This window comes from Desulfovectis peckii (assembly GCF_055391705.1).
Window position 1 is genome coordinate 699,485 of the sequence record NZ_AP042409.1, and the last position, 21,322, is coordinate 720,806.

Genomic DNA, 21,322 nt, shown 5'->3' on the forward strand with positions numbered 1-21,322 from the left:
TATGAAGAAGGTGTTTCTAGCTTGTTTGCCCTAGCATTTTTTATTGCTATTGTTTTAGGTGCACTGATTACTGCCGTGCTTGTTTCGCCGATTGTGGAAATGGTGCGGCAGTCGGGATTTGTGCGCCCCAATTACAAAGGAGACCTCATTCCGGTAGGAGTGGGTTTTATCTTTTTATTGACCGGCTTATTGGGCGCAGTTATTGCCCTTTTGTGCCCACTGGATTTACTTGGCAGGAAAACTATACTTTTTGTTGTCGGTTTAGCGGTGATCACCTTTTTGGGTTTGCTGGATGACACCCTGGGCTCGCGGGATGCCTCCGGCTTAAAGGGACACTTTAAAGCGCTGTTTAACGGGAAATTAACCACCGGTGCTTTAAAGGCTTTGGGCGGAGGAACACTGGCTTTATTTATTGCGCTGGCTGATTACTCTCAGCTATACCGGCAGGCAGTGCCGGAAATTGTTATCGACACGCTGATTATCACCTTATCTATCAATGCCGTAAACTTATTGGATTTAAGACCGGGCCGGGCGGCGAAAGGGTTTATTGTATTAGCCCTGATCATTACCGCCCTTTCTTGGGGTAAGGCCGAACTGTTACCCTTAGCGCTAATACTGGGGGCAGTAATGGTTTATCTGCCTTGGGACTTAAAAGCCCGGACGATGATGGGTGACACCGGCTCCAATGCTTTGGGAATAACCGTCGGTATGGCTGCCGCTTGGACCCTGAGCAGAACCGCCGGCTTGGTGTATTTAGCTTTTCTCATTGCTTTTCATATTTTTACCGAAAAGTATTCTCTGACCAAAGTAATTGCTAACAATAAAATACTAGATTATCTGGATAAATTAGGGCGGGATTAAGAAGTTTAAGGAAGAGAGAGCATAATTAGTAGAAACACTGTTCATGCTAAAGATGAGGTGATGAGCATGGGGCATAAAAAAGACTTTGACCGGTTGCGTACTCAAAGAGCATTGGATCAAATGGAGTACGAAACGGCTAAAGAGTTAGGCTTAGGTGAAGAACACCGGCAGTTAAAACGAGGCATGGACAGTTTTGAACGAACAAAATGTAAGGTAGAGGCGGCGGAGGAAGCCTTAGGGGTAGAGGGTGCTCGTAAGGCGGAATTAAATTTAAAGGACCGACGTAAATAGAAATATATTTTTATTGATTGACATAGTATATAACGGGTGGTAAACTTCTGTATAAATTAATATCTTGAGATTAGTTGAGTTGAGTAGAGTGAGAGCAAGTTAAGCTGAGAAGAGTTGAGGTGAGAAGTGCTTATTTTTGCGCCAAACCGGCACTCTTTTGAGCGCCGGTTTTTTTATTTAAGTTTAAATGACGCGTCATTTAAAAAGTGGACAGTAGTCAGTCGGTTAGGTAGATAATTATTACCCCAAGCAGAGTAGAGCTTAGTTAGCAGAGGAGTGATTTATGATGAGCAAAAGGTATTGAAAAGAGGTTTACAGCAATCACCTAGCTTTAAGAAAAGTGCAAAACGCAATCACTAAAATTCTGGCAGGTAAAGCAAAATAAGCTATAATCAGCAGAGCAAAGAGGGGGTTAATTTAGCATGATGAACACACCTGATAAGCAGGGTTATTTTGGACCCTACGGCGGACGTTATGTGCCGGATAAGCTGATACCGGCGCTGGAGGAGTTGGAAAGAAACTACCGGTTAGTTAAGGAAGACAAAGAATTTCAAAGAGAATTTAGATATTACCTGGAGCATTATGTGGGGCGAAAATCTCCGCTGTATTTTGCAGAAGGATTAACCCGGCACTGTAAAGGAGCACGGATATATTTAAAAAGGGAAGATCTTAATCACACCGGTGCACACAAAATTAACAATACTATAGGGCAGGCTCTTTTGGCCCGCAGGATGGGCAAAAAAAGAATTATTGCCGAAACCGGTGCCGGGCAGCACGGCGTGGCTACTGCTACCGCCGCTGCACTTTTTGGCATGAAGTGTGTAATTTACATGGGTGAAGAAGACGTGCGCCGGCAATCTTTAAATGTTTTCCGCATGAAACTTTTAGGGGCGGAAGTGGTAACCGTGAAAAGCGGCAGCAGCAAGCTGCAGGATGCCGTAGACGAAGCGATAAACGATTGGGTGGAAAATGTTGAAGATACCTTTTACCTTCTTGGTTCGGCCGTTGGGCCCCATCCCTATCCGGAAATGGTGCGTGACTTTCAGTCGGTGATTGGCGCTGAAGCAAGGGAGCAGATTTTAGAGCAGGCCGGACGGCTGCCGGATTATGTGATTGCCTGTATTGGCGGCGGCAGCAACGCCATGGGAATTTTCTATTCTTTCCTTCAGGATGAAGAAGTGAAACTAATCGGCGTGGAAGCAGCCGGTTATGGTATTGAGAGCGGCTTGCACTGCGCTACCTTAAACAAAGGCACACCCGGGGTATTGCATGGCAGCTACAGCTATGTTTTGCAAGATGAAAAGGGGCAGATTGCCCCGATACATTCCATATCCGCCGGACTGGACTATCCCGGTGTGGGCCCGGAGCACAGCTATTTAAAAGATATTAAACGAGCTGACTACACCTACGCTACCGACGAGGAAGCGGTAGAGGCTTTTAAGCTGCTGTGCCGCACTGACGGCATTATTCCGGCATTGGAAAGCTCCCATGCCCTGGCCGAGGCGGTGAAACTGGCCCCTAAACTGGACAAAAATTCTATTATCATCGTCAACCTATCCGGTCGCGGCGATAAGGATGTCAACACCATGGCAGAAAGAATTGGGGTAGACCTGTAATAAACCGTTGACCCATTCTTACAAGAGGTGCCAGGCACTGTATTACGATTACTGGCAAAAAGTGCCTGGCACTTTTTTATATTTTTATCTATAAAAGCGGTTTATGTTTTGTTTATTTATGTTCAAGACTGTGCTGCTCCTATTACCTGGCTATTTTTTCAAAACCGGTATCCATATTTCGCTTCTAAAAGTGGGCGAATTAAAGTCGTTATTTTCATTCCACAAGATTTCCGGTCCTGGGGCCAGTTCGTAGTTTGCTGAGGGAAACCAGTCGGCATAGATGCGTCCCCATACATCCTGCAGCGTATCGGGAAAGGGCCCCACTGCCTCAAATACCGCCCATGTGGAGGCCGGCACTGCCAGCTGGGCAAAACCGGCCGGACATTCTTTAGTGGTAGCCACGCCGATGTAGTGATCCAAGCCGCCTTTTTCCTCCATGCGGCCTTCAGAAAAGTTGGTAGAAGCCTGAATCAGCCCATAAGGTTCAATATTAGAAAGTTTTTTTAGTTTATCGATTGTCTCCTCGTCTAAACTTTTCCACATGTCGGCAATTTCCGGATTTACACCGTTAAAAAGGATCCCTACCCTTTTCATAATACCCACTATACGAAAAGCCTCTTTTTCTACAATGCGATAGTTCATTTCACTACCTCCCCTGATTGATAAGTGAAAGATCATGCGCGGATAAGCCTTTAGCAACCGACCTTTTTTTCTTGCTTCTGACGGTGTAATGCCGTGCAGATTTTGAAAGGCGCGGGAAAAGGAGTCTGCTGAACGATACCCGTATTTAACTGCCAGATCTATTATTCGGATATCGCTGTTACAAAGCTCAAAAGCGGCCAGAGTAAGCCGTCTGCGGCGAATATATTCTGACAGCGTCACACCGGTTAAGGAAGTAAACATTCTTTTAAAATGATATTCCGAACAGCACGCAAGCCGCGCTGCTTCTTTAAAATCAATTTCTGCCGTAAGGTTTTCTTCAATATAATTTAAGGCGGCATTCATATTTTTAACAAAATCCATTTTTCATGACCTCTCTTACTGTCAGGATAGCAAAAAATAAAATAACTTGCCCGACATTTGGTGCCCAATTGTGCATGGTGCACCGGAAAGATCGTCAGTAGGTAAGGCATCTTTTCTAAATATTTATAAAAGGTGTCAGGCACCCTATGGCAATTATTTCTAAAAAGTGCCTGACACCCTATTGCAATAATTGGTAATTACCAACTCCCAAATGGTTCCTCTGCGATCCGCTTTCGAGTTAATTGTTCGCCTTGCCTTTTCTTTATATATGCAGTAGTCTTGGTAAAGCTCTGCAAAAAAGCGATCATCCTCATTAGTATTTTGCGGGTCTGAATTGCTCAGCATTAAATAAGCATTCATTTGGTCCAGTTTCTTAAAAAAATTAGCTAAGGCCACTTGATCATCGTCGGTAAAACCATGGCTGCCGTAGGCAGTAAAATTGGACGTAGCATTTAACGGGCGGTAAGGCGGGTCGAAATAGACAAAGGTTTTACCGGGAAGAATAAAATCCTGGCACTGGGTATAATCACCGAGATTAATGCTGACATCTTGCAATACGCGGTGCACTGCCCTTAAGTTTTCAGCCTGGCAAATTTTCGGCCGCTTGTAACTTCCCATCGGCACGTTAAATAAACCGGACCTATTTACCCGGTATAAACCGTTATAACAAGTCTTATTTAAAAAGATAAACTGACCTGCTCTTTCAACCTCTTGACCGTTAAAGGGGTCTTTTTGCCGATTAAAAGCAGTGCGAATTTCATAATAAAGCTCTTTTCTTTTTTCTGTGCTTAAACTTAAGTAAAGCCGCTCTTTTTCCGTTAAATAGTCAATTAAACTTTCTACGTCATTTTTAATCACATTGTAAGCAGTGATTAAATCGGCGTTGATATCCCAAATAAATGCTTCTTCTATTTTATAGTTTTGAATGATTTCAAACATCAATGCACCGCTGCCGACAAAGGGTTCAATATATCTTTTTATTTTTCCTCGATATAACTCGGCGGGAAAATATTTTTGGTAGCTCTTTAGTAACTGAGTTTTGCCCCCCGCCCACTTAACAAAAGGTTTTGCTGCTGTCATTAGTAATGCTCCTTTTTGTCAGTATCTAAGAAGGCACATATCTTTTATGGCGCCTATTTCTATGTTAATATAAAAGTCAATCAATTTTTTATTATATCATGGTAAACTGCTTAAACAGAGGATAAGGGCTGTAAGGCTCTTGAAGTGTAAAATTTTTATTGCCCAGGCAGTTAAAAAGAACATTGGGGAAAGGTATTTTGTTAAATATGTCGAACATTTACATCGTATGGAAAGAAGGTGATTAATTTTTTGCAGTTAAATCCTCGGCCGGTAACTATTTTTTGCGGTAATTTAGGCAGTGGGAAATCAGAGATTGCCATTAATTTTGCTTTAAATCTGCATTACCGCAAAGAAAAGGTTTTGCTTGTTGATTTAGATATCATCAACCCGTATTTTCGCACCCGGTTAGCTAAAGATTGTTTAAATGAACAAGGGTTAAAGGTTATTTGTCAGTCTGCGCAGATGGTTCACTCTGACGTACCTGCTCTATCACCTTCTATTTTAGGTGCACTACAGATGAAAGAGGGGTATTGCGTGTGTGATGTCGGCGGCGATGAGGTCGGGGCGATAGTGTTGGGTGCTTTTAAACCGCTGCTTTCTCCGGAACGCTATCATTTTTATTTTGTCGTTAATGCTTGTCGTCCGCTGACTAATAATGTTGACGATATCTGTGCAATGCTGCGGGGAATTGAAGCCAGTTCGCGCCTAAAAGCAACGGCATTGATCAATAACACTAACTTAGGCGCAGAAACCGATGTAGATACGGTTTTGGCCGGGCAAGAAGTGGTGTTAAAGGCGGCGGAAGCCCTTAACCTACCGCTGGCTTTTACCGCTGCCAGCAAACATTTGGTTCCTCAATTGCAGCAAAAGGGCTTAAAAACCCCAATTTTGGGGTTGAATTTATTTATGCGCCCACCCTGGGCAGATATAACTTAAATCTGTTATAATCAAATCATTAAAAAATCTAATAAGTGGCATTTCTCTGCTAGTTGCCATAATTATTAGAATATTGCTTTTTCTTTTGTGTTTAATAATTAAACAATATATAAACCCAATATCTGCCATAAAATGCTTAACATTTAAAAATAACAATAAACCTAACCAAGGAGGGAAAGATGTTGTCGCGGGTTGTATTTCATGAAGAACGCTGTAAAGGCTGTGAATTATGCATAGAGGTATGTCCCGAAAAAATTATTGTGCGGGCTGAGCATATTAACGCCATGGGTTTTCACCCCGCTACAGTAGTTGAGCAGGAAAAATGTAAAGCTTGTGCTATGTGCGCAAGAATGTGTCCTGACGTGGTTATTGAGGTATATAGGGAGGTGGCCGGTGAATGAGTAAAGTGTTAATGAAAGGAAACGAGGCTATTGGTGAAGGTGCCATCAGAGCAGGCTGCCGGTACTTCTTTGGTTATCCGATTACCCCCCAGAGCGAATTGCCGCACTATTTGGCTAAACGCATGCCTGAGGTTGGGGGCGTGTTTTTACAGGCTGAAAGTGAAATTTCTTCCATTAATATGGTCTACGGCGCTGCCGGTACCGGGGCCAGAGTGATGACATCCAGTTCCAGTCCGGGCATTTCTTTAATGCAGGAAGGTATTTCTTATTTGGTGGGGGCGGAACTGCCCTGCGTAATTGTCAATATTATGCGCGGCGGGCCGGGTTTAGGTAACATTGCTCCGGCACAAGGAGATTATTTTCAAGCAGTAAAGGGCGGCGGCCACGGAGACTACCGCTTAATTACTTTGGCTCCCGCATCGGTGCAAGAAATTATTGATTTAATGGGCAAAGCCTTTGATTTGGCCGACAAATATCGTAATCCGGTAATGGTAGTTGGCGACGGTGTGCTGGGTCAAATGATGGAACCGGTAGAACTGGGCGAGGTAGAAGAGGTTAAGCAGCCGCCCAAGCCGTGGGCAGCCAATGGCATGATGGGGCGTTCTAAGCGGAATGTAATTAATTCTCTTTACATTGTTCCTGAAGAGTGCGAGGCTTTAAACGAAAAGTTAAAGGCAAAGTATGATGAAATCAGCGCCAATGAAAAAATTTGGGAAGAGTACAAGCTGGAGGATGCGGAAATTGTTCTTACCGCATTTGGCACAGTAGCGCGCATTTGTAAATCCGTTGTGGATAAAGCGCGGGCGCAAGGCATTAAAGCAGGTTTAATCCGGCCGGTTACCCTTTGGCCCTTTCCTGCTGAAGTTTATGCCAAAGCGGCCCAAACAGCAAAACTATTTTTAACCGTCGAGATGAATTTAGGCCAAATGATAGAAGATGTAAAATTAGCGGTTAAAGATGCCTGCCCGGTACATTTTTACGGGCGCAGCGGCGGCATACTGCCACTTGCTAAGGATATACTGGCAGAAGTTGAAAAGTTGGCGGCAGGAGGTGTGCGCTAATGAAAAAAGTATTTACCAGACCACAGGCTTTAACGGATAAACCCTTTCATTACTGCCCCGGCTGCACTCACGGCATCATTCATCGGTTAGTTGCCGAGGTAATTGATGAATTAGCTGTCGGTGAGCGTACTATTGGGGTAGCTCCGGTAGGATGTGCAGTTTTTGCCTATGATTACTTCAATGTTGATATGTTTGAAGCAGCACACGGGCGAGCTCCTGCCGTTGCCACCGGTATCAAGCGGGTGCTTCCCGACCGGGTTGTTTTTACTTATCAAGGAGACGGTGATTTAGCGGCCATCGGTACTGCGGAAATTGTCCATGCAGCCGCCCGTTCAGAGAATATTACCACTATCTTTGTTAATAATGCGGTTTATGGGATGACCGGCGGTCAGATGGCTCCCACCACGCTGATTGGGCAAAAAACCACTACCACGCCTGGTGGCCGCAGCAAGGAGGCCAACGGTCTGCCGATCAGGGTTTGTGAAATGCTGTCTACCATTGACGGTGCGGTTTATGTGGCCAGGGTATCGGTACATAACCCACAGCATGTAATTAAAGCTAAAAAGGCCATCAAACAGGCTTTTGAATTGCAGATCAGCGGTAAAGGCTTTGCTTTGGTAGAAGTGCTGTCTACCTGCCCCACCAACTGGGGGCTGTCACCAAAAGAAGCCCTTAAGTGGTTGGAAGAAAACATGATTCCTTATTATCCACTGGGAGTATTTAAAGCTCCGGCGGAGGTGAAATAAATGCTGCAGGAAATTTTAATTGCCGGTTTCGGCGGACAGGGGATTTTATCCACCGGACAGCTGCTGGCTCATGCCGGAATGATTGAAGGAAAAGAAGTAGCTTGGATTCCTTCTTACGGTCCGGAAATGCGCGGTGGCACAGCCAACTGCGGAGTTACCATTTCTGACGAGCCCATCAGCTCGCCGATAGTTACCGAGCCCACCGTTTTAATTGTTATGAACGGGCCGTCATTAGATAAATTTGAAAATGACGTAGTACCCGGCGGTTATATCTTAATTAATTCTTCGATAGTTAATCGGGATGTAAAACGCCAAGATGTGACGGTATTAAAAATTCCCGCCAACGAAATAGCTGAAGAAATCGGCAATCTTAAGGTAGCCAATAACGTTATTTTAGGGGCGCTGATTGAATTAACCGGTGTAGTTTCCGTTGATTCGGTTATAGAATCGCTGAAAAAAGTGCTGCCGCCCAGAAGGCACAATCTCATTCCCGCCAACCAACAGGCATTGGAAAGGGGTATTAAACTGGCGCAGCAGTTGACAAAATAAAGCTCGTTTTAAACAGCGGCTTTAACCTGGTGAAGGTTTAAGCCGCTGTTTTTTAGATTTTTTAGCTGCCGGCAGGAATTTATAATCATATGTTTGAAATTTTACATATGTATTGATAACAGCAATATTATAGTTGGGAGGTTGAGAGTGTTGAATAACGGTAATGGTAATTCACCGGTTTTTTATACAGATAAAACAATAGAACATTTTCAAAACCCCCGCAATGTCGGTGTAGTGGAAAATTACAACGGGCGGGGCAAGATTGGTGACCCCGATTGCGGAGATGTGTGTGAAATTACCATTAGGGTGGAAAATGAGCAAATAAAAGATATTAAATTTCGCGTCCATGGTTGTGCCGGGGCAATTGCCACTTCCAGCGCAGTTACTGAATTGGCTAAAGGAAAGAGCCTTGAAGAAGCGCTACAGTTAACTGACGGCGATGTAATAGAATTTTTAGGAGGATTACCCGAAGAGAAAGAACATTGTTCGCTGTTGGGCGTTCGCACTTTGCGGCAGGCGATTTATGATTACTGGCTATACAAACGTTTATTAGAAGAAGGACTGGTAACTAATCGCGAAGAACATGAAGTCTATCGGGAAGAGCTCTTTCAACAGTTTGCCGCTGAATTTTAACAGTTGTTAGCCGGAAACGGTGCATGCCGTTTCTTTTTTCATTAAGAAGGCTTGAGGATTTTAAAAGCCTAAAAGGTTTTCAAGCCAAGCTTTGTTAATTTAATTGAATATCGGGACAATTAATGTTAACATTTTCCTGGTACAAGTTATAATTTTTTATCTAACTGGGCAGTTGATGACAGCTTATAAATTGTTGTTTGTTCGGGTATGTTAGTTTTACTAATATTTTACAGGGGAGTGATCCGGTTGGCAGACAAAGAAAGATTGTTGCAGGATTTTTTGGAATTGGTGCAAATAGACAGCCCTTCCGGGCAGGAACGGCAAATTGCCGATGTTTTGAAAAATAAGCTGGCCGCGCTGGGCTTTGATGTAGAAGAGGATAACGCCGGCGGACAGATTGGGGCAACGGCAGGTAATATCATTGCCAGGCTGCCGGGGACGGGCAGAGGTCCGATGTTAATGCTCAGTGCACATATGGATACCGTTGAACCCGGTCGTGGTGTAAAACCGGTAATTAAAGACGGCGTAATTACTTCTCAAGGTGATACCGTACTGGGCGGGGATGATAAAGGCGGTATAGCCGTGATATTAGAAGCGGTGCGCATTATTCAGGAAAAAAACATTTCCCATGGCGGGTTGGAAGTTATCTTCACCGTTTGGGAAGAAGGCGGCTTAAAAGGGTCTAAAGCTTTGGATTACAGCAAAATTAAATCTAAAATGGGCTTGGTGCTGGACGCTGACGGCGAGCCGGGTTACATTATCACCACTGCTCCCACGCAAAGTACCTTGCGGGCTACCATTAAGGGTAAAGCCGCCCATGCCGGCATGTGCCCGGAAAAGGGCATTAACGCCATTCAGGTGGCCTCGAAGGCGATAGCAGCCATGAATATCGGCCGCATTGATCAAGAAACTACCGCCAACATTGGCGTTATTCGCGGCGGAAAAGCAATCAATATTGTTCCTGAAGATACCTATATTGAAGGAGAGGCACGCAGTTTACAGCCGGAAAAACTAGCAGCTCAGGTGGAGCATATGTGTGCGGTACTGCGGAGGGAGGCAGATGCTGCCGGGGCGCAAATTGAAATTGATGTGGTTAAAGAGTATGATGCTATTAACTTAAGTGCGGATGATCCGATAGTGGGGTACTGTGTAACGGCAGCGGAAAACCTGGGGTTTAAACCGGTATTGGCCAGCAGCGGCGGTGGCAGTGATGCCAATATCTTTAACGGTCACGGTATTGCCTGTGTCAACCTGGGTATCGGCATGAACAAGGTACACACCGTTGAGGAAAGTATTGAACTTAATCATCTGTTAAAGGCGGCTGATTTTGTCGCCGAGATTATTGCTGTAGCAAACAAGTAATTTTTGTGGAGGGAATAATTTGATTCGCATTCGGCATGGTGAAGTATTAGAAGTGTTGTCCGAGTCTTTGGATGTGGCAGAAGTTTTGGTTATGGTTGACGGTGAGCGGCAAAAAGCGGTTAATTATCATCGGCTAACCGGCCCGGTAAAACAGGGAGATAAAGTAGTGCTGAATACTACTGCGGTGTATAAAAAGCTTGGTACCGGCGGCAGTCATTTTGTCATTGCCAACTTAAACAACGAAAGTATTGATGTGCCGGAAGAAGGGCACATTATGAAGCTGCGCTACACACCATGCCAAGTGAAAGTATTGGCGGTAGAAGAGGATGACAGTCCTTATGCCGAGTTGATGCGGCAAACTACCAGCTTAGACGGCATGCCGGTAGTGGCGGCAACACTGCACAGTATGTTGCCGCCGATTGTTGCTGCCATTCATCAAATGGGGGGCGGGCGCTGGCGGGTAGCTTATATTATGACCGACGGGGCCGCCCTGCCGATTGCCTTCAGCAAGCTGGTGCGTCTTTTGAAAGATAAAAAGCTCATTAACAGCACCATTACCTGTGGCCATGCTTTTGGCGGGGATTTTGAGGCGGTAAACATATACAGTGCCTTGTTAGCCGCCAAAGTGGCAGCCAAAGCGGACATTGCGGTGGTAGCAATGGGCCCCGGCATTGTCGGCACCGGTTCAAAATACGGTTACACCGGATTGGAACAGGGGCAGGTAGTTAACGCGGTACACAGCTTGGGGGGCCGGGCGGTAGCGGTGCCGCGGATCAGCTTTGCCGATAAACGCGAAAGGCACTACGGTTTAAGTCACCATACCGCTACCGCGCTTGGCAACGTGGCTTTAGCCCGCTGTACCGTGGCCCTGCCTATACTGCCTAATGATAAGATGGCGTTGGTAGAGCGGCAGTTGGCGGCCGGCGGTATCAGTGCCAAACATCAGCTGGTTAAGGTTGACGCCCAACCTGCACTGGCGGCTTTAAAACAATACGGCATTAAAGTAACTACTATGGGCCGTACGGTGGAAGAAGATCGCGAATTCTTTTTGGCTGCCGGTGCGGCCGGTATGGTAGCTGCTCAAATGCTATCAACAGAGGCGGGCGTCAATTAGTTCCCGCACGGTCTTATATTCACCGGCTAATTGCGCCAGCTGCAGGCGCACATCGCATATTTTACCAATGATAAATATACAGTTGCGGTAAGTGTAAATTTCAGTAAGCTGCATGGCTTAGAACCTCCACAAAAAATAATTATTTTTTAAAGTTCAAAAGCATCAGTTTTTTTGGTGCTACTATGCTATGTAACCAAAAACAAACTTATGATTACCAAACGGAGGATTTTCATGCTGCCAACAGTAAGTTTTACAGTTAATGCCAGTGGGGCGGCGGCGGCAGCCCGGAACGGTCAGGTGGTGGTAGTAGTGGATATCATTGATATGTCTACCACCTGTGAGGCGGCCATTGATGCCGGCGCACTGGCGGTTTACGGGGCGGCCCCCGATAATACGCGCTGCCCGGTGAAAGTAGATCCGGAAAAAATAGGGTTTATGGCCGGAAAAAATGCAGTGGCGGCCAACACTGACGTGGTATTGGTGTGCGAACCGCGAGTAGGTACCGATGAGGAGCGGTTAAGCAACGTGACCAAAGTGTTAAAGGGCCTACAAAAAGCCGGTGCCCAAATAGGTGCAGTGCTGCCCAACATAGGGGCAGAGACCGCCAAGCTGACAGATTTAAAAGGGCGCATTCTTATAGCAGCCACCGGCACGGGTGGTGTGGCCTTTGACGCAGCGGTAGCGGCAGGTGCACCGGCGGTGCTGACGGCCACTGTGGCCAGAACAATGCATAAAAAGAAAACGGCTCCGGCATTGGCCGGAGCGGAAAGAGCAATTAACGCTGCCAGGAAACTGCAAAGGGGAATTACCGTTGCGGCAGCATCTGCCAATTCATTGGAGGATATATTGGCAGCCGAGTACATAGTAAAACTAATCATTTCAAAATTCGCATAGATTAAGCCCTCTGCGCATAACATGTATGGACAGGTTCATACGCAGGGGGCGTTTTTTATGGCTAAAGAATTAAAAAAACTATGTGCCGCCTCATTTAGAGCCAATTGGTTGTTGTGTTTAATTGTGCTGTTGTTTTTTGTTTTGGGAGGTATTTTGGGTGTACTTGCCGTGGACTATCTTCAGACTGAACAAGTAAAAGAAGTTAAAAGTTATTTAAATACTTTTATCGAACAAGCTGACAGCATAGAATTTGATACCTTGTCGGCACTAAAGGCAAATTTGATTAGCAATCTAACGGTTATTTTAATTATTTACCTGGTGGGGCTAACGGTTTTAGGCATTCCGGTGGTGCTGATATTACTGCTTGCCCGTGGCTTTACCTTAGGTTTTGCTGTTGGTTTTCTCACCAAGCACCATGGCTGGCAGGGCCTGATCTTTACTTTGGCATCTGTCTTGCCGCCCAACCTCTTTTACATACCGATATTTTTGCTTGCATCAATGGCAGCGATTTCTTTTTCTATCCTGCTGATAAAACGATTTTTCAATTCAAGACTTGCGGTATTGCCGGGTTTTATCGGTTACAACCTATTGTTTTTATGTGCTGCCGCGATCACCGTCGGCGGCGTCTTTGTGGAGGTATATTTAACACCGCTGTTAATTCAAAAAGCTGTCGCGGTATTAGCCGGTTAAATAACTAGTTGGAGGGTAGTGCGGTGATAATTATTGTTTTGCATAAAGTCAAAAGGCGCCTGATGCAGATTTTAAGAATGCTTTTTGCGCTGTCAATTTTAGTTCTGCTGGCTGCCCATTTGTGGGGCGTGATTAAGTCAATAGATCTACCGAATCATAAAAATGAGCACAAACCCCACGGAAACCCCATGAAAGTGGAACAATCTGTACCGGTTACCCAACCTGAGGAAGGGGAGGAGCAAAATTTTTTGGACTACCTGTTGCAAAAGTTAACTGATTATCATCATGGCAAATAAAAAAATTATATTGTCAGAGGAATTGCTAAATTGATGTGGAATTAGTTTACTAATAAACTACTTTTTGGTTAGTGCCTGATGGCTATTGGGGGGAGGGCCGTGGACAGGATTGTCCAAACTTTTATCCATTACCTTTCAGCAGAAAGAGGTTTGGCAAAAAACACCCTTATCTCATACCAAATGGATTTAAATCAGTATCTTGCTTATCTAAAGAGCCAAGGGATAAAAAGGCTTCAAGAGACCAACAAAGACCATGTTGTGGGGTTTTTGCTGCACCTGCAAAAAAACGGCAAAGCACCGGCTACTATTTCCAGAAGATTGGCCGCTTTAAAAACGTTTTACCGCTTTATGCATAATGAAAACATTGTCAGTTCCGATCCAACGGTAAATTTGGAATCGCCTCGCTTAAGTCAGCGGCTGCCGCAAGTACTGACTTTTGAAGAGGTGGAAATTTTGTTAAGTCAGCCCCAAATTGCCGAACCCGCCGGGTTGAGAGATAAGGCCATGTTAGAACTGCTGTATGCTACCGGTATTCGGGTGACGGAGTTGGTTTCTTTAAATATTGGGGACGTTAACTTAGAAATGGGTTTTGTTCGCTGTCTTGGTAAAGGTTCAAAAGAAAGGATTGTGCCGCTGGGGTCGGTGGCCGGTCAAGCGGTTAAAGAATATTTAGAGCGTGGCCGGGTGAAACTGGTTAAAGGAACAAAAGAAGAAAGAGCATTATTTGTCAATCAGCACGGTCGCAGACTTACCCGTCAAGGTTTTTGGAAGATTATAAAAAAATATGCCCGTCAAGGGAAGATTGCCAAGCCGATTACCCCCCACACACTGCGTCATTCTTTTGCCACTCATTTACTGGAAAACGGTGCGGATTTGCGCTCGGTGCAGGAGATGCTTGGTCACGCAGACATCACAACTACCCAAATTTATACTCACTTAACCAAAAGCAGAATTAAAGAAGTTTACTCGCAAACTCACCCCAGAGCATAGAAAAATTTTATCAATGTAGAGAGAAATAATTAAGGCGCGATTTATCGCGCCCTATTTAGTATAAACTAAATTTACAATATCTATCAATTGCTGGCAGAAAGGAGAGTTACTATGCGGAAACACAATATTAACCGCGTGGCCTTAATTATTTTGGACAGTGTGGGCATTGGCGAATTGCCGGACGCCTATAAATACGGTGACCAAGGCAGCAATACGCTGGTTAACACAGCCAAAGCAGTGGGAGGGCTCAACTTGCCGGAGCTGGCTAAACTGGGCTTAGGCAACATCACTGATATACCGGGGGTGCCTCCGGCCGACCGGCCCAGGGCTGCTTACGGCAAAATGAGTGAGCAATCACCCGGAAAAGATACCACCACCGGGCACTGGGAGTTGGCCGGCTTAATTTTGGATAAGCCTTTTCCGGTATTCCCCAACGGTTTTCCGGCGGATTTTATTAACGAGTTTCAAAAGCGCATTGGTCGGGAGGTGCTGGGCAACAAACCCGCTTCCGGTACAAAAATTATTGAAGAGTTAGGCCCGGAACATATACGCACCCAAAAACCGATTGTATATACATCTGCCGACAGTGTATTTCAAGTGGCTGCCCATGAAGAAGTGATCCCGCTGGATGAACTGTACCGCATTTGTGAGATCGCCCGAGAAATGCTGACCGGTGATTTGGCGGTAGGTCGAGTAATTGCTCGGCCCTTTGTCGGACAACCGGGCAGTTTTAAACGCACCGCCAATCGGCACGATTACTCGTTGCCGCCGATAAAACCCACCGTACTGGACAGGCTGAAGGAAAATAACTACTCGGTAATGGCGGTAGGGAAGGTAACAGATATTTTTGCCGGCAGAGGAATTACCCAAAGGGTGCGGGCCAAAAGCAATATGGATGGCGTAGATAAAACGCTGGATTTATTACGGCAGGATAACCAAGGGTTAATTTTTACCAACCTGGTAGAGTTTGATCAAAACTACGGCCACCGCAATAACCCGCAAGGTTACGCAGAAGCACTGGCAGAATTTGATCGGCGGTTGCCGGAAATTATCGGTGCTTTAAAGGATACCGATATACTGATCATCACTGCCGACCATGGCTGCGACCCCACTACCCCCAGTACCGATCACTCCCGGGAATATGTGCCTTTATTGGTTTACGGTGCGCAAGTTAAAGGCGGTGTAAACTTAGGCGTGCGCAGCACATATGCTGACGTGGCCGCTACCGTCGCTGATATTTTTAATATCGAATTTAATGTCGGTCAAAGCCTGCTGCCGGAGTTGTTAAAATAAATTGAGGTGATTTAACGATGCGCATGGTAGATCTGATTCAAAAGAAACGGGATGGGGCAGAGTTAAGTGCCGATGAAATAAACTTTATCATTGAAGGGTTTACCGATGGAACCATACCGGATTATCAAATGTCGGCCTGGGCCATGGCTGTTTATTTTCAGGGAATGAGCGAACAGGAAATTTCCCACTTGACGGCTGCAATGGTTAAATCCGGTGAAACGTTAGATTTATCGGCCATTGACGGTATTAAAGTAGATAAACATTCTACCGGCGGTGTAGGTGACAAAGTAAGTTTAATTGTCGGCCCGTTGGTTGCATCGGTTGGGGTGCCGGTAGCTAAAATGTCGGGACGGGGTTTGGGTCATACCGGGGGAACTATCGACAAACTGGAATCTATCCCTGGTTTTAATGTGGAATTAACTGCCGAGCAGTTTGTCAATCAGGTTAATAAATATAAAATTGCTATAGTCAGCCAAAGCGGCAATTTAACGCCGGCAGATAAAAAACTGTATGCGCTGCGGGATGTCACTGCTACCGTTAATTCCATTCCCTTAATTGCCAGTTCCATTATGAGCAAGAAAATTGCCTCCGGAGCGGATGCCATTGTATTAGATGTAAAGGTAGGTTCCGGAGCCTTTATGAAATCATTGGCTGATGCGCGCAAACTTGCCGAAACAATGGTGGGGATCGGGAAAAAGCTTAAGCGCCGCACCATCGCCGTGCTCAGCGATATGAGCCAGCCCTTGGGGTACGAGATTGGCAACGCCAATGAAGTAAAAGAAGCCATAGATGTGCTGCGCGGTAACGGTGAAGAACGCTTAACGGAAATTTGTCTGACGATAGCAGCTTATATGACGGTAGCCGGTGAAGTTTACCCAAACTTTGAAACCGCCCGCCAAAAATTGACGGAAGTTCTCTCCTCAGGGGCGGCACTGGAAAAACTCAAGCAGTTTATCTCCGCTCAAGGCGGCGATCCCGAGCTGGTAGATAACCCCAATAAATTGCCCGCCGCCAAACACCGCATTGAAGTGCGGGCCAAAGAAGAGGGGTATATAGAAAAAATTAATGCCGAGATGGTTGGTACAGCCGCCATGATGTTGGGAGCAGGCCGCAAAACCAAAAATGACCGAATTGATCATGCAGCCGGCGTGACTTTGCTGAAGAAAATCGGTGATCCGCTGGAGATGGGAGAATTGCTGGCAGTATTACATACCAATCAGTCGGATTTTGCCGCTGCCGAACAAATATTGCAAAATGCGATAACCGTAAGCAAACAAAAAACAGACAAGCCGCCGATTGTGTATGACGTGATTGAGTAGGGGCCGGCAGGCATGCCGACCTGCCAATAAACTGCGGTAAAGGATCCGCAAACAACGTTCTTTAAGTAAAACTGTTAGCAAAATAAACGTTATGTTTATAATGTCATTGAATAGCTGAAGCACAACGAGCTAAAGGCCGGTAGTGCTTCAGTTTTTTTGTTTAGGGGCCGGTTTCCACACCGGAATGGATCGATAGCTACGGTAAAGGATGCCAAGGCATTTGCGTTCCGCAAGTATTATCGATAATTATGTAGGGGCCGGTAGGGCAGTGTCTTGACCGTGCCGCCGGTTATTGATAACTGGACGGTTAAGAGTGTTCCCCATCATAGATTCTGCAAAAATTACATTAATGGCTGAAGGCCGCCAAGGCCATTTACCTTCCGCAAACATGCCGGCGCTCCTAAATTTTTTAATCAGAAGAAAGTTAACTCGCTAACGCCCAAACAGTCCTCAGCACTAATCTTCCGTTAGCAATGTTCACTGAATGCGCCGGCTAATCGAAAGCATAAGGTCAAATGCCTTGGCTCAACGCTGCATTTGCGAGAACGGGCAGGTAATCTAAATGCTCATCTAACAGTATCAGCCAAGGGATCAATAAATATCCAAAATGTACTAAACATTAACTTTACCCGATTGAAACATAATAACGAAAGGATAACAAGTGGATTTTCAAAGGGGGAAGTTAAGTTGAAAAAAGTCACCGCAATAGTTTTAGCACTGTCACTGCTGACGGGCATGTTTACCGCTGCGGCCTGGGCGGAAACGGAATCGTCACCGGCTACAAATGCACCTGTTTTAGATACTATCGCTGAGTCCGCGGTATTGTTAGATTATCATACCGGACAGGTTTTATACAGCAAGAATCCGGATAAACGGCTGCCAATGGCCAGCGTTACAAAATTAATGACTTTGCTTTTGGCCTGTGAAGCCGAGGCTAAAGGACAGGTTAAGCTGACTGACATAGTTACTGCCAGCGAATATGCAGCGAGTATGGGTGGTTCCCAAATCTATCTTGAGCCGGGAGAAGAGTTTACCTTTGAGGAAATGCTTATTGCTATCGCCACCGGCTCGGCCAACGATGCCAGCGTAGCGGTAGCAGAGCATATTGGCGGCAGTAATGAGGTCTTTGTGCAGATGATGAACGATAAGGCCAAAGAGTTGGGGCTGAAAAATACACATTTTGTCAATGCTACCGGACTGCCGGCAGAAAACCATTATACCAGTGCCAACGATATGTCGGTAATTCTGCGGGAAGCTTTGAAATACCCGCTGTTTCGCAAAATATCTTCAATATATGAATATGATTTGCGCGGTGGAGATTTTAAACTTTGGAATACCAACAAGCTTTTAAAATGGTACCGGGGGTGTGATGCCGGCAAAACCGGCTGGACCAATGAAGCCAAATACTGTTTAGCCGCCTCGGCCGAGCGCGATAACCTGCGTTTAGTGTCGGTGGTATTAGGCTGCCCGCAGCCCAAAAGCCACTTCCAAGAAACCATTAAACTGTTTAACTACGGCTTTGCTCGTTATCAGGCGGTAGTGCTGGCCGAAAAAGCGGCAAAGGTAAAAACGGTGCCGGTAGATAAAGGCATGGCTGAGCAAGTTAATGTAGTCACTGCTGAGCAGGTTTCGGTAGTAGTGCCGCGGGGTGAAGATAAAGGTATTCAAGGCAAGATCGATATCCCTCAGCGCCTAAAGGCACCGGTGAAAAAAGGCCAGGTTGTCGGTACTTACAGTGTGCTGAAAGACGGTAAAGAATTATACAAAGTTGACTTAGTGGCCACTGAAGATATAGCTAAAGCTTCTCCGCTGCAGTTGATTGAAAAAACTTTAAACGAAGTTTTCAGCTTGGAAAAATAATGGATTAGACGGTTGAAGCACAACGAGCCATTAGCTCGTTGTGCTTTAGTTTTTTTGTGTGAAGGCCCATTATGCAACAACCCCGTTTTTATTTCGACAGAGATTGTGTTATTATTTAGAAGGAAAAATATACCAATTAATAGAATTAAAAACAAGCCTAAACATGTAAATTGGAGGATTAAAATATGCAGTGGGAATTTGCCGTGGAAAAAAACATACTGTTGGTTAGACTGGTCGGTGAGTTTGATTTGGCGGTTGCCGATAAATTTAGAGATGCCTTGGAAGAGGCATTGAGTAAACATGATGTAAGACACATGATTTTAAACTTTACTGACGTAACTTATATCGACAGCAGTGGTTTGGGAGTAATTCTCGGACGTTATAAAAAACTTACCCAAAAAGGCGGTAAAGTGGCGATTATTAAACCGCAAATTCAGGTAAGGCGCATATTAGAACTTTCCGGGCTGTTAAATATTATCAGTGAATATCATGATGAATCCGAAGCAGTAGATAAAATCAGCTAATAAGGATGTGAGGGTATTGAAACTAATTAATCAGTTTAAAATGGAATTTAAAAGCAAACCTGAGAATGTGGCTTTCGCCCGGGTAACGGTGGCGGCCTTTGCTTCTCAACTGGATTATACCTTGAATGAGTTGGATGAAATTAAAGTAGCGGTGGCTGAGGCGGTAACCAATTGTATAGTTCATGCTTACCGCGGTGACGTTCAAAAAGACATTCAATTAACTGTATCGTTGGCCCAAAACGGTATAGAAATAAAAGTAGCTGATACCGGTGTGGGTATTGCAGATATAAAAAAGGCGATGGAGCCGGCTTATTCCAGCGATCCGGAAAGGTTGGGGCTGGGTTTTACCTTTATGAATTCCTTTATGGATAAGCTGCAGGTAGACTCTACCCCGGGTAAGGGAACCACGGTAACTATGTTTAAAAAATTAAATGTTGGTGAAAATCCGGAACACTAGGCGGTAACTATGGGAAGATTACAAGAAATGAATTTGCCCCGCTTTCCTCTGTTAAAAGATGAGGAAATGCGCAAATTAATTAAAAGGGCACAGGCTAATGACCGTGAAGCCAGGGAAAGGTTGATAAATTGCAACTTAAAGCTGGTGTTTAATTTGGTGCAAAGGTTCCAAAACCGGGGTTATGATTTGGAGGATCTTTTTCAAATTGGTACTATTGGCTTGATGAAAGCGATTGATAAATTTGACTTAAACTATGATGTTAAATTTTCTACATATGCGGTACCAATGATTGTCGGTGAAATCCGTCGTTTTTTACGTGATGACAGTCCGGTAAAAGTAAGCCGTTCTTTAAAAGAAGCCGCTTATCGTATTCAAATAACCAAAGACCGTCTCACCGCTAAATTAGGGCGGGAGCCGACGATTGGGGAAATTGCAGATGATTTGGGCTGTTCTCGCGAAGAAGTGGTTACTGCTCTGGAGGCATCGCTGCACCCCACATCAATTTATGAAACTTTACATCAAGATGACGGTGACCCGATATATGTTCTGGATCAGCTTAAAAGCGATTCGGACGGAGATAACCCCTGGTTAGACCATTTGGCGATCAAGGAATTATTAGAAAAATTGCCGGAACGGGATCGAAAAATCATTACTTGGCGTTTCTTTGAAGATTTAACCCAGTCGGAAGTGGCCAAACGCTTAAATATTTCTCAAGTACAGGTGTCACGGCTGGAAAGACAGGCACTGAAAAAACTTAGACAGCTTGCTCAAAACGGCAATTCTTAATCATTGTGCGATTATGGGTAACGGTAACTAGGCTTCGTAAATACAAGGTTGATTGCCTTGGCGTCCTTTATAGCAATGTTTCGTTTTTTTTAAGGGCAGGGAAGTACACCTGTCCTTATAACGTTATCGAATAAGGGGGCGGCTTATTTGCCGCCCCTATATTTTGTTAGCAGTGTTAGCTATAGGTATTTTGCTTACGTAAACCGAATGTTCACCTTCTTGCTTGCTTTTAGGCAATGACAAACAGCCGAAATATGGTATTAAATCGCCAAGCGGTACACATAATAGCAGTGGATTATTACAATGCAAAGGAGGAAACAATAGGTCAAATGTATGTTACTGAATTGATTGGGGAATCGAAAAAAGGCTGGCGCTCAGCGGTGCAAAATGCAATTACTGAAGCATTTGAAAGCTTAGATGATATCACCGGTGTAGAGATTACCGGATTAAAGGCTGACGTAGTTGACGGTAACTTGGTTAACTTTCAGGCCAAAATGAAAATTTACAGTAAGTAAAAATATACCGAAGAAATTAATCTGG

Annotated in this window: 25 protein-coding genes; 22 read left to right on the plus strand and 3 right to left on the minus strand. The window is 44.9% G+C overall.

From position 1 onward, the window contains the following. Positions 1-21: 21 nt before the first annotated feature. The 3 genes from ACZ5NG_RS03490 to trpB all read left to right on the plus strand — a co-directional run bounded on the left by ACZ5NG_RS03490 (position 22) and on the right by trpB (position 2,768). The gene (locus ACZ5NG_RS03490) at positions 22-861 is read left to right on the plus strand and encodes a hypothetical protein (protein WP_464252613.1); all 840 of its coding nucleotides are present in this window, start codon (positions 22-24) and stop codon (positions 859-861) included. Positions 862-927: 66 nt separating this feature from the next. Beyond that, complete coding sequence (locus ACZ5NG_RS03495) at positions 928-1,152, plus strand: alpha/beta-type small acid-soluble spore protein (RefSeq protein ID WP_464252614.1); 225 nt, start codon at positions 928-930, stop codon at positions 1,150-1,152. A 422-nt stretch (positions 1,153-1,574) separates the two neighbouring features. After that, complete coding sequence (trpB, locus tag ACZ5NG_RS03500; protein WP_464252615.1) at positions 1,575-2,768, plus strand: tryptophan synthase subunit beta; 1,194 nt, start codon at positions 1,575-1,577, stop codon at positions 2,766-2,768. A 150-nt stretch (positions 2,769-2,918) separates the two neighbouring features. Here trpB and ACZ5NG_RS03505 read toward each other — a convergent pair whose 3' ends face one another. Both ACZ5NG_RS03505 and ACZ5NG_RS03510 read right to left on the minus strand, forming a co-directional pair. Next, on the minus strand, positions 2,919-3,791 hold the full coding sequence (locus ACZ5NG_RS03505) for an AraC family transcriptional regulator (RefSeq protein ID WP_464252616.1): 873 nt from the start codon (positions 3,789-3,791) through the stop codon (positions 2,919-2,921). A gap of 159 nt (positions 3,792-3,950) precedes the next feature. Next, positions 3,951-4,871 carry a DNA adenine methylase gene (locus ACZ5NG_RS03510; RefSeq protein ID WP_464252617.1) on the minus strand — a complete coding sequence of 307 codons (921 nt, stop codon included), beginning with the start codon at positions 4,869-4,871 and terminating at the stop codon, positions 3,951-3,953. A gap of 249 nt (positions 4,872-5,120) precedes the next feature. Here ACZ5NG_RS03510 and ACZ5NG_RS03515 point away from each other — a divergent pair, with 249 nt between their 5' ends. The 8 genes from ACZ5NG_RS03515 (at position 5,121) to ACZ5NG_RS03550 (ending at position 11,673) form a co-directional block, all read left to right on the plus strand. Beyond that, positions 5,121-5,807, plus strand: a complete 687-nt coding sequence (locus tag ACZ5NG_RS03515) for a hypothetical protein (protein ID WP_464252618.1) — start codon at positions 5,121-5,123, stop codon at positions 5,805-5,807. A 179-nt stretch (positions 5,808-5,986) separates the two neighbouring features. Further along, positions 5,987-6,208: a 4Fe-4S binding protein gene (locus tag ACZ5NG_RS03520; RefSeq protein WP_464252619.1), complete on the plus strand. Its 222-nt coding sequence runs from the start codon at positions 5,987-5,989 to the stop codon at positions 6,206-6,208. Further along, entirely contained in the window at positions 6,205-7,269 is a 1,065-nt protein-coding gene (locus tag ACZ5NG_RS03525) for a 3-methyl-2-oxobutanoate dehydrogenase subunit VorB (protein WP_464252620.1), read from the plus strand. The genes ACZ5NG_RS03520 and ACZ5NG_RS03525 overlap by 4 nt, the downstream gene beginning before the upstream one ends. Next, complete coding sequence (locus ACZ5NG_RS03530) at positions 7,269-8,015, plus strand: thiamine pyrophosphate-dependent enzyme (RefSeq protein ID WP_464252621.1); 747 nt, start codon at positions 7,269-7,271, stop codon at positions 8,013-8,015. The genes ACZ5NG_RS03525 and ACZ5NG_RS03530 overlap by 1 nt, the downstream gene beginning before the upstream one ends. After that, positions 8,016-8,564 carry a 2-oxoacid:acceptor oxidoreductase family protein gene (locus ACZ5NG_RS03535; RefSeq protein ID WP_464252622.1) on the plus strand — a complete coding sequence of 183 codons (549 nt, stop codon included), beginning with the start codon at positions 8,016-8,018 and terminating at the stop codon, positions 8,562-8,564. Between the two features lie 150 nt (positions 8,565-8,714). Beyond that, positions 8,715-9,197, plus strand: coding sequence for an iron-sulfur cluster assembly scaffold protein (locus ACZ5NG_RS03540; RefSeq protein ID WP_464252623.1), 483 nt, complete (start codon positions 8,715-8,717; stop codon positions 9,195-9,197). Between the two features lie 237 nt (positions 9,198-9,434). After that, positions 9,435-10,559 (plus strand): M20/M25/M40 family metallo-hydrolase, encoded by a 1,125-nt coding sequence (locus ACZ5NG_RS03545; RefSeq protein WP_464252624.1) that lies wholly within the window; start codon positions 9,435-9,437, stop codon positions 10,557-10,559. A gap of 19 nt (positions 10,560-10,578) precedes the next feature. Further along, positions 10,579-11,673, plus strand: a complete 1,095-nt coding sequence (locus ACZ5NG_RS03550) for a DUF3866 family protein (protein ID WP_464252625.1) — start codon at positions 10,579-10,581, stop codon at positions 11,671-11,673. Here ACZ5NG_RS03550 and ACZ5NG_RS03555 read toward each other — a convergent pair. Continuing rightward, positions 11,650-11,787 (minus strand): hypothetical protein, encoded by a 138-nt coding sequence (locus ACZ5NG_RS03555; RefSeq protein WP_464252626.1) that lies wholly within the window; start codon positions 11,785-11,787, stop codon positions 11,650-11,652. The two genes, ACZ5NG_RS03550 and ACZ5NG_RS03555, sit on opposite strands and share 24 nt — an antisense overlap. 117 nt (positions 11,788-11,904) lie before the next feature. On the opposite strand from ACZ5NG_RS03555, the gene ACZ5NG_RS03560 reads away from it, so the two are divergent. From ACZ5NG_RS03560 to ACZ5NG_RS03610, 11 genes are all read left to right on the plus strand, one after another. Beyond that, positions 11,905-12,567, plus strand: coding sequence for a hypothetical protein (locus ACZ5NG_RS03560; RefSeq protein ID WP_464252627.1), 663 nt, complete (start codon positions 11,905-11,907; stop codon positions 12,565-12,567). 57 nt (positions 12,568-12,624) lie between these two features. Beyond that, positions 12,625-13,257 (plus strand): stage II sporulation protein M, encoded by a 633-nt coding sequence (gene spoIIM / locus ACZ5NG_RS03565; protein ID WP_464252628.1) that lies wholly within the window; start codon positions 12,625-12,627, stop codon positions 13,255-13,257. 23 nt (positions 13,258-13,280) lie between these two features. Further along, positions 13,281-13,553: a hypothetical protein gene (locus ACZ5NG_RS03570; protein WP_464252629.1), complete on the plus strand. Its 273-nt coding sequence runs from the start codon at positions 13,281-13,283 to the stop codon at positions 13,551-13,553. Between the two features lie 99 nt (positions 13,554-13,652). After that, the gene (xerD, locus tag ACZ5NG_RS03575; protein ID WP_464252630.1) at positions 13,653-14,543 is read left to right on the plus strand and encodes a site-specific tyrosine recombinase XerD; all 891 of its coding nucleotides are present in this window, start codon (positions 13,653-13,655) and stop codon (positions 14,541-14,543) included. Positions 14,544-14,654: 111 nt separating this feature from the next. Further along, positions 14,655-15,836 (plus strand): phosphopentomutase, encoded by a 1,182-nt coding sequence (locus ACZ5NG_RS03580; RefSeq protein WP_464252631.1) that lies wholly within the window; start codon positions 14,655-14,657, stop codon positions 15,834-15,836. Between the two features lie 17 nt (positions 15,837-15,853). Next, entirely contained in the window at positions 15,854-17,155 is a 1,302-nt protein-coding gene (locus ACZ5NG_RS03585) for a pyrimidine-nucleoside phosphorylase (protein WP_464252632.1), read from the plus strand. A gap of 735 nt (positions 17,156-17,890) precedes the next feature. Then, positions 17,891-19,015: a D-alanyl-D-alanine carboxypeptidase family protein gene (locus ACZ5NG_RS03590; RefSeq protein ID WP_464253101.1), complete on the plus strand. Its 1,125-nt coding sequence runs from the start codon at positions 17,891-17,893 to the stop codon at positions 19,013-19,015. Between the two features lie 185 nt (positions 19,016-19,200). Beyond that, on the plus strand, positions 19,201-19,539 hold the full coding sequence (gene spoIIAA / locus ACZ5NG_RS03595; RefSeq protein ID WP_464252633.1) for an anti-sigma F factor antagonist: 339 nt from the start codon (positions 19,201-19,203) through the stop codon (positions 19,537-19,539). Positions 19,540-19,555: 16 nt separating this feature from the next. Further along, a complete protein-coding gene (spoIIAB, locus tag ACZ5NG_RS03600; protein WP_464252634.1) occupies positions 19,556-19,996 on the plus strand; it encodes an anti-sigma F factor in 441 nt (146 codons plus the stop codon). 9 nt (positions 19,997-20,005) lie between these two features. After that, positions 20,006-20,782 carry an RNA polymerase sporulation sigma factor SigF gene (gene sigF / locus ACZ5NG_RS03605; RefSeq protein ID WP_464252635.1) on the plus strand — a complete coding sequence of 259 codons (777 nt, stop codon included), beginning with the start codon at positions 20,006-20,008 and terminating at the stop codon, positions 20,780-20,782. A 329-nt stretch (positions 20,783-21,111) separates the two neighbouring features. Next, a complete protein-coding gene (locus ACZ5NG_RS03610; RefSeq protein ID WP_464252636.1) occupies positions 21,112-21,297 on the plus strand; it encodes a dodecin family protein in 186 nt (61 codons plus the stop codon). Positions 21,298-21,322: the final 25 nt, after the last annotated feature.